The organism is Lewinella sp. LCG006, assembly GCF_040784935.1.
Lineage (GTDB): Bacteria > Bacteroidota > Bacteroidia > Chitinophagales > Saprospiraceae > Lewinella.
The window spans coordinates 7501557-7507556 of record NZ_CP160680.1 but is presented as its reverse complement, the minus strand read 5'-3'; the positions used below and the strand labels follow the sequence as shown (position 1 = coordinate 7507556).

The window sequence follows — 6000 nt, the reverse complement described above, 5'->3', positions numbered from 1 at the left end:
AATACTCAAAGGTTAATAGCCGTCAAGGCGATTAAAAAATACTGTGGCCTGCTGGAGGTAAAAAACTGAGTATCAGTAAGTTGTAAGTAGATGCAAGACCGGTCTCCTGAAGTGGGCCGATGCTTGTGAGTTGTGTGTAAGAGTGGTATCTTCTCTTTGCCCCCATGTTTAGGAGGATTACAAAAGTGAGGTTTTTTTTCTAAAGTCCGAAACCCTTTTTAAATGTTTTTTATAATTTTTTTTCAACTATGCGTAAACACTGGGTTTAAGCGGAAAAAAGATTGTTGGTGTGTCTTTTACACTATCTTGGTCGTGCTAGATTGCTTGTGGTTTTTAGTAGAAAAGACTAAATTAACCAACAAAAAATGCGCTCATTTTTTCTCTTTAGTTGCTCCTTGTTGTTTCTCTTTGCTTGTGATACAGATGAGAAGTTTTCTGAAACAGGAGCTTTTCAAAACGTGCCTTCCGAACAGCAGTTTATCATCAATGTAGAAAAGGATACTATTCTTTTTGGAGAAGAGGGAGTCAGGCTCTTTTTGCCTGCAAATAGTTTTATCTATAGTAACGGTAATCAGGTGGTAGGAGAGGTCGACATCACCCTTGTCGAAGCACTCTCAATAGCTGATCAGCTATTGATGGACGCTACCGGAGAAAATCAGCTAGGGATTGTCAAGATTGAGGCCAAAAAAGAAGATGCTGTACTCGTCGTTAAACCTCAAGCCAAGCTGTTTTTACAATTTCCTACCAAAGGGCTGGATGGGAACTTTAGCATGCAATCAGGGAATGTTAGAAAAAATGGAAAAATTCGGTGGAGGAAAGGTGAGTATAATGCATCATTTCTTATTCCTGAAGATTTTTCTAATCTTCCTTATCACCCAAGGGAATTTGCAGAAGAGCTGACGGCAGTATTACCTTTTGGCGAATTTAAAGAATATAGCATCGGACTTGCAGACAGCCTCTATTTCTCTTTCTCAGGGGGAGAGATGTTGGAACTGGTAGCGGGATTTCAGCATCTAAAAATAAATGAACCCTACTATCATCGTCATCATGTCCTTAGAAATGGTAAATATACGGCAGAATCATTTGATACAGACCATTCATCCGATATACTATTAGATATTGAGGAATGGCCAGTTATGGAGGCCTCCTGCGGAATTGATCCAGGAAAAGTACAGGCATTAAAATCTGCTGATTTTGCTAATAGTTTAATAGCGACGACCGCTTTTACGGAGCGCCTGGCAGAGATGTTGAGTATAGGAGACGAAACGCTTTTGGGTATTTATTTAAATAACCTGGACCAGGATCTTTGGGAAACAGACCAGCAAGCAGCCACCTATTTACGAGCAAAGTCAGATTCGCGAGCCGATCTATTCACTAGATTTGCCGCTCAGGGATTAACAAACACTAAAGGAGGTGTCGCTTACGCAGAATTGCTCAGGACGACACTTGCTGATCGGATGACTCAGTTGGAACTAGCGATAAATCAGAAAAGGCAAGAAATAAGATCTGCTTTGGCCGCCAAAAACGAGGAGGTGGAGATCCTTAAGGAAGAGTATCGCCAAATTTTGTGGAAACGAGAAGCACACCGAATGCGCCATTTAACCTTCGAACTGGATGATTTAGGTTGGTACTGGCCGAGACGTAACGAAAAGAATGCGACGGATACCGTGCTCCTGGCTCCATTATCCGTGAAGGTTCCCAATGGTACTCAGTATGATGAATTATACCTGTACAATGTCATGCCTTACGCTAGAAGTATTTATCGCTTGAATACGGAGGATGGGGAGCTGTTCTATCCGGGAGTTTTGGACGAAAAGAGGATGTACCAACGATTGCATCAGGCTGCAAAAGTAGTTGCCGTAGGCTACAAAAATGGTAAACTATTTATCGGTGAAGTCAATTACCAAGTCGGTTACGAAAATAGGGTAGAACTTTATTTACAGCCCTCTAATCGACGTAAGCTAAAGGCTCTTTTAGGAATGGAACATCTTTACGAAAATCAGATCAGTATTGATTTACCTTATGTTCGTGCTTTGCACGAGGAGCAAGTAAGACAAAACCAATTATGGGAAGAGCAATATGCGCTTTACTTCCTGGGAGCCAAAGCATATCCAAATTGTAATGAGGAACCAACTGTGGAGGAAGCAAAGCAATTATTCGCCGAACATTGTGCAAATTGTCATTCTATCAATCTAAAAGCCAATCTTACTGGTCCTGCACTATTTGGCGGTCCGGAAGAATATACCAAGATGTGGTTTACCAGGTATACTGAAAATTCTCAGCATATGATCACCACCAGCGACCCCAGAGCCTTGAAACGATGGAAGGAATGGGGCCCTACCGTAATGAATTCCTTCGCCGGCACACTCTCCAAAGCAGAAATCAGCGCTATTTTTAAGTACATTCAATCAGTAAAATAGCCATTCGTTCTTTAATGCCTTCCTATCTTCGCAACACCAACAACCATCAATCATTTGCAAAGTCGGAAGTGGGAAGTGGGACGGTCTTTTCGCGTAAGACGAAAGTGAGTTCGCAAAGCGTTTTATAAGAAAACTGTATGCTGATCAAAGCAGAGCCTGTAGGCGATCTACCGGCGATTAGTCGCCTACTCCAATCGACCGGTTTGTCCCAGCGCGTGGACAAGCACTATCCTACTCATCATTTGTGGCAGGGAACCAGTATTGGCAAGACATTGGAGGCTTTTCTGGTCTATATTCTGAGCGAGAACGATCATCGACTGTACAACGTAGAAGACTGGGCTTTGGGCTTGGAGCGCACGTTGAGTTGGCTTTTGGATGAAGCTGATTTTCAGGCTGCTTATCTCAGTGATGACCGTTTGGGTAGTCTGCTGGACTACCTGTCTAAGGACGATGAGCGCTGGATGTCCTTTCAGCGCGATCATAACCAATCGCTAATTCGGTTTTACGATCTGGACAACGGTACTGATCAAGGTCCCCTTGATACGGTGCGTATCGACAGTACCACGGCTCAAAGTCATCGAGAAACAGAAGGCATTTTTCAGTTGGGGCATAATGCCACGGGTTTGGCCCTACCTCAGGTAAAATTGATGCTACTGGCTATAGACAAAGCCAACCTGCCACTGGCTCTGAACGTGGTAGCAGGGCAAAACAGTGACGACAAGCTTTACGTGCCAGCCTTGGAACAGGCCTGGGAACAAGGTCTCAAGTCCAAAGGAGTACTGGTAGTGGGAGACCGCAAGCTGTGTAATCAGTACAATATGTGTTTCATTGCTGACAGCGGCAACTACTACTTGGGCCCATTGGCTCAACGGCAATACTCACGAGAGGAATTAATGCAAGCCCGTGAGTGGATTGAGCAACAGCAAGAGCCCGCCGAACGCGTAATGCGTCAGGCGGCGGGAAGTAAGGATTCACAAGCCATCGCGCTGGTTAAAGAGCTGCCCGCACGTGAAATCATCTCCGCTGACGGCACGATTCACACCCAAAGGCTATTCGGGGTATGTAGCTTGAATCTACGCAAGCGCCAAGTTGCCCAACTAGAGCAACGCTGCCAGACCGCTTGCCAGGAGGTCAGACTGCGCTTCACGCGCAACCGAGGTCGTAAAACGATCAAGTCGGTAGAGGAAGCTGAACGAACCATCAACAAGATACTGGACAAGCACAAAGTCGCTCACCTATACAGCTGGAAGATCACACTATCTCAGGACCCGGCCGAACCTTGCAGCGTGGAACTTACACTGGACGAGCAGCAAAACAACATCGAACAGCAACTGGCCGGATGGCGCGTGATGGCCACTAACGCTCCTTCGGATAGACTCTCGGCTTGCGAGGTGGTACTTTGTTACTGGGAGGAGTATCGTATCGAGCAGCATTTTCATTTGCTGTTGACCAAATGCACCTCGCTTACGCCAATCTTCCTGAAAAAAGAAAATCGCATCCAAGCCATGTTGCGCATACTAATGCTGGCTCTACAGTACTATAATCTGTGGCAATACACCATCCGCCAAACACTGAAAAGCGAACAAAACAGCTATCTTACCAATCTAGTGCCCGGCAATCCCGGCCGCAAAGTTGAGCGACCTACCACATCGCTGGTCTTAAGCGCGTTCCGAAGCGTCCAGATGATCTACATAATGACTGATGATCACAAAGCCAGCGTACACTTGCAGGGCATCGAAGAACATCACCTGAGGTTGCTTAAGATGATGCGATTGCCAACAGATATTTATCGTCATCCATGGGAGGCGTGAACTCACTTTCGTCTTACGCGAAAAGACCGTGGGAAATCGGAATTAATTAAGGCCTGACTAGCCAACCAACCATCTAACCATGAATAAACCATACACTCTCCAATCCTCCCCCTTCATCGTTCCTACCACCGATGGCAAACTTATTGAAGAACATTTTGGCTTGGCCTCTACGGGCGAAGCACATCTTAGCATCGCCCATATGATTGCGCCTCCGGGTTGGAGCGAGCCTTTCCAAACGCCGGAGTTCGATGAATACACTTATGTCATTCGCGGGAAAAAGCAATTCAACATCGCAGGAGAAATAGTGATCCTTAAGGCGGGGCAATCCATAAAAATCAACAGAAATACCCGCATCCAGTACGCCAATCCCTTTGCGGAGGAATGCGAATACCTGGCCATTTGTGTTCCCGCTTTTGCTCCGGAAACGGTGAATCGGGAGGAAGGATAGAAAAAAGGCCTGACCACCGTGGCCAGGCCTTTTTTTTACACCGTCTCTACCGCCGCAAAAACATCCACTTGGTTGCGGCGAATATCCTCCATGGTTTCTCGCTTGCGCACGAGGTAATCCTTGCCTTCGTGTACCAACACTTCTGCCGGGCGGTAACGGCTGTTGTAGTTGGAAGCCATGGAGAAGCAGTAAGCGCCCGCGTTGTGTAGGCAAATAACATCCCCTTCCCGTACTTCACTGAGCTGGCGGTTAGCGCCGAAGGTGTCGGTTTCACAGATGTAGCCGACCACGGTGTAGATGCGCTTTTTACCCTCTGGGTTACTGAGGTTGGTAATATGGTGATAGGCATCGTACATCATCGGGCGGATCAGGTGATTTAATCCAGAATCAACGCCGACAAAGGCTGTCGCAGGAGTGGTTTTGACGACGTTGCAGCGCGCGAGAAAATAGCCGGATTCACTCACCAGAAATTTTCCAGGTTCAAACATCAACATCAAATCCCGACCGTAAGTGGCACAAAATTCATTGAACCGCTCGCTAAGCTGTTCGCCAAAATCTTCAATGTCGGTTTCTATACCACCTGGCTTGTAGGGCACGCGGAAACCACTGCCAAAATCAACATAGTCCAATTCGGGGAATTCCTTGGCGCAGTTGAGTAGTATCTCGGCAGCTTGTAAAAAAGATTCCGCATTGAGGATGTCAGAGCCGGTGTGCATATGGATGCCCTCCACTTTAAGATGCAGCGTAGACACCACCTTTAATACATGGGGCAACTGGTGAATGGAAATACCAAATTTGGAATCGATATGCCCTACCGAAATTTTGGAATTCCCCCCGGCCATGATGTGAGGATTGATGCGGATACAAACGGGAACGTCGGGAAACTGGTGTCCGAATTGTTCCAGGATAGAGATATTGTCAATGTTGATTCTGACGCCCCAGCCTACAGCTTCGGCGATCTCCTCCAGTGAGACACAATTAGGGGTGTAAATAATATCCTGTGGCTTAAAGCCAGCCTGTAAGCCCAGCTCTACCTCCTGGACAGAAACGGTGTCCAGGCCACTTCCCCAGCCTTGCAGTAGGCGCATGATACTCAGGTTGGTGTTGGCTTTACAAGCATAGTTGATCTTTAACCGTTTTACTGCAAAAGCCTTGGTGATGCGGTCATACTGACGTTTGATGATGGAGCTGTCATAAATGTACAACGGACAGCCATATGCAGTGGCCAATGCTAGTGGGTCGACGCCCGACGGCAGGAGGTAACGATTATCTTCCTGGATCATTTTGAATATTTTGAGGAAAAGAAAGCTGCAAAAATAGG

Annotated in this window: 4 protein-coding genes; 3 read left to right on the top strand and 1 reads right to left on the bottom strand. The window is 46.4% G+C overall.

Going from position 1 to position 6000, the window contains the following annotated elements; genetic code table 11:
* The first annotated feature begins 365 nt into the window (after positions 1-365).
* The 3 genes from AB0L18_RS27490 (at position 366) to AB0L18_RS27480 (ending at position 4679) form a co-directional block, all read left to right on the top strand.
* A complete protein-coding gene (locus AB0L18_RS27490) occupies positions 366-2420 on the top strand; it encodes a cytochrome c (RefSeq protein ID WP_367390530.1) in 2055 nt (684 codons plus the stop codon).
* A 137-nt stretch (positions 2421-2557) separates the two neighbouring features.
* The gene (locus AB0L18_RS27485) at positions 2558-4231 is read left to right on the top strand and encodes an IS1634 family transposase (RefSeq protein ID WP_367389257.1); all 1674 of its coding nucleotides are present in this window, start codon (positions 2558-2560) and stop codon (positions 4229-4231) included.
* Positions 4232-4310: 79 nt separating this feature from the next.
* Complete coding sequence (locus AB0L18_RS27480) at positions 4311-4679, top strand: cupin domain-containing protein (protein WP_367390529.1); 369 nt, start codon at positions 4311-4313, stop codon at positions 4677-4679.
* A gap of 35 nt (positions 4680-4714) precedes the next feature.
* Here AB0L18_RS27480 and lysA read toward each other — a convergent pair whose 3' ends face one another.
* On the bottom strand, positions 4715-5962 hold the full coding sequence (lysA, locus tag AB0L18_RS27475; protein WP_367390528.1) for a diaminopimelate decarboxylase: 1248 nt from the start codon (positions 5960-5962) through the stop codon (positions 4715-4717).
* Positions 5963-6000: the final 38 nt, after the last annotated feature.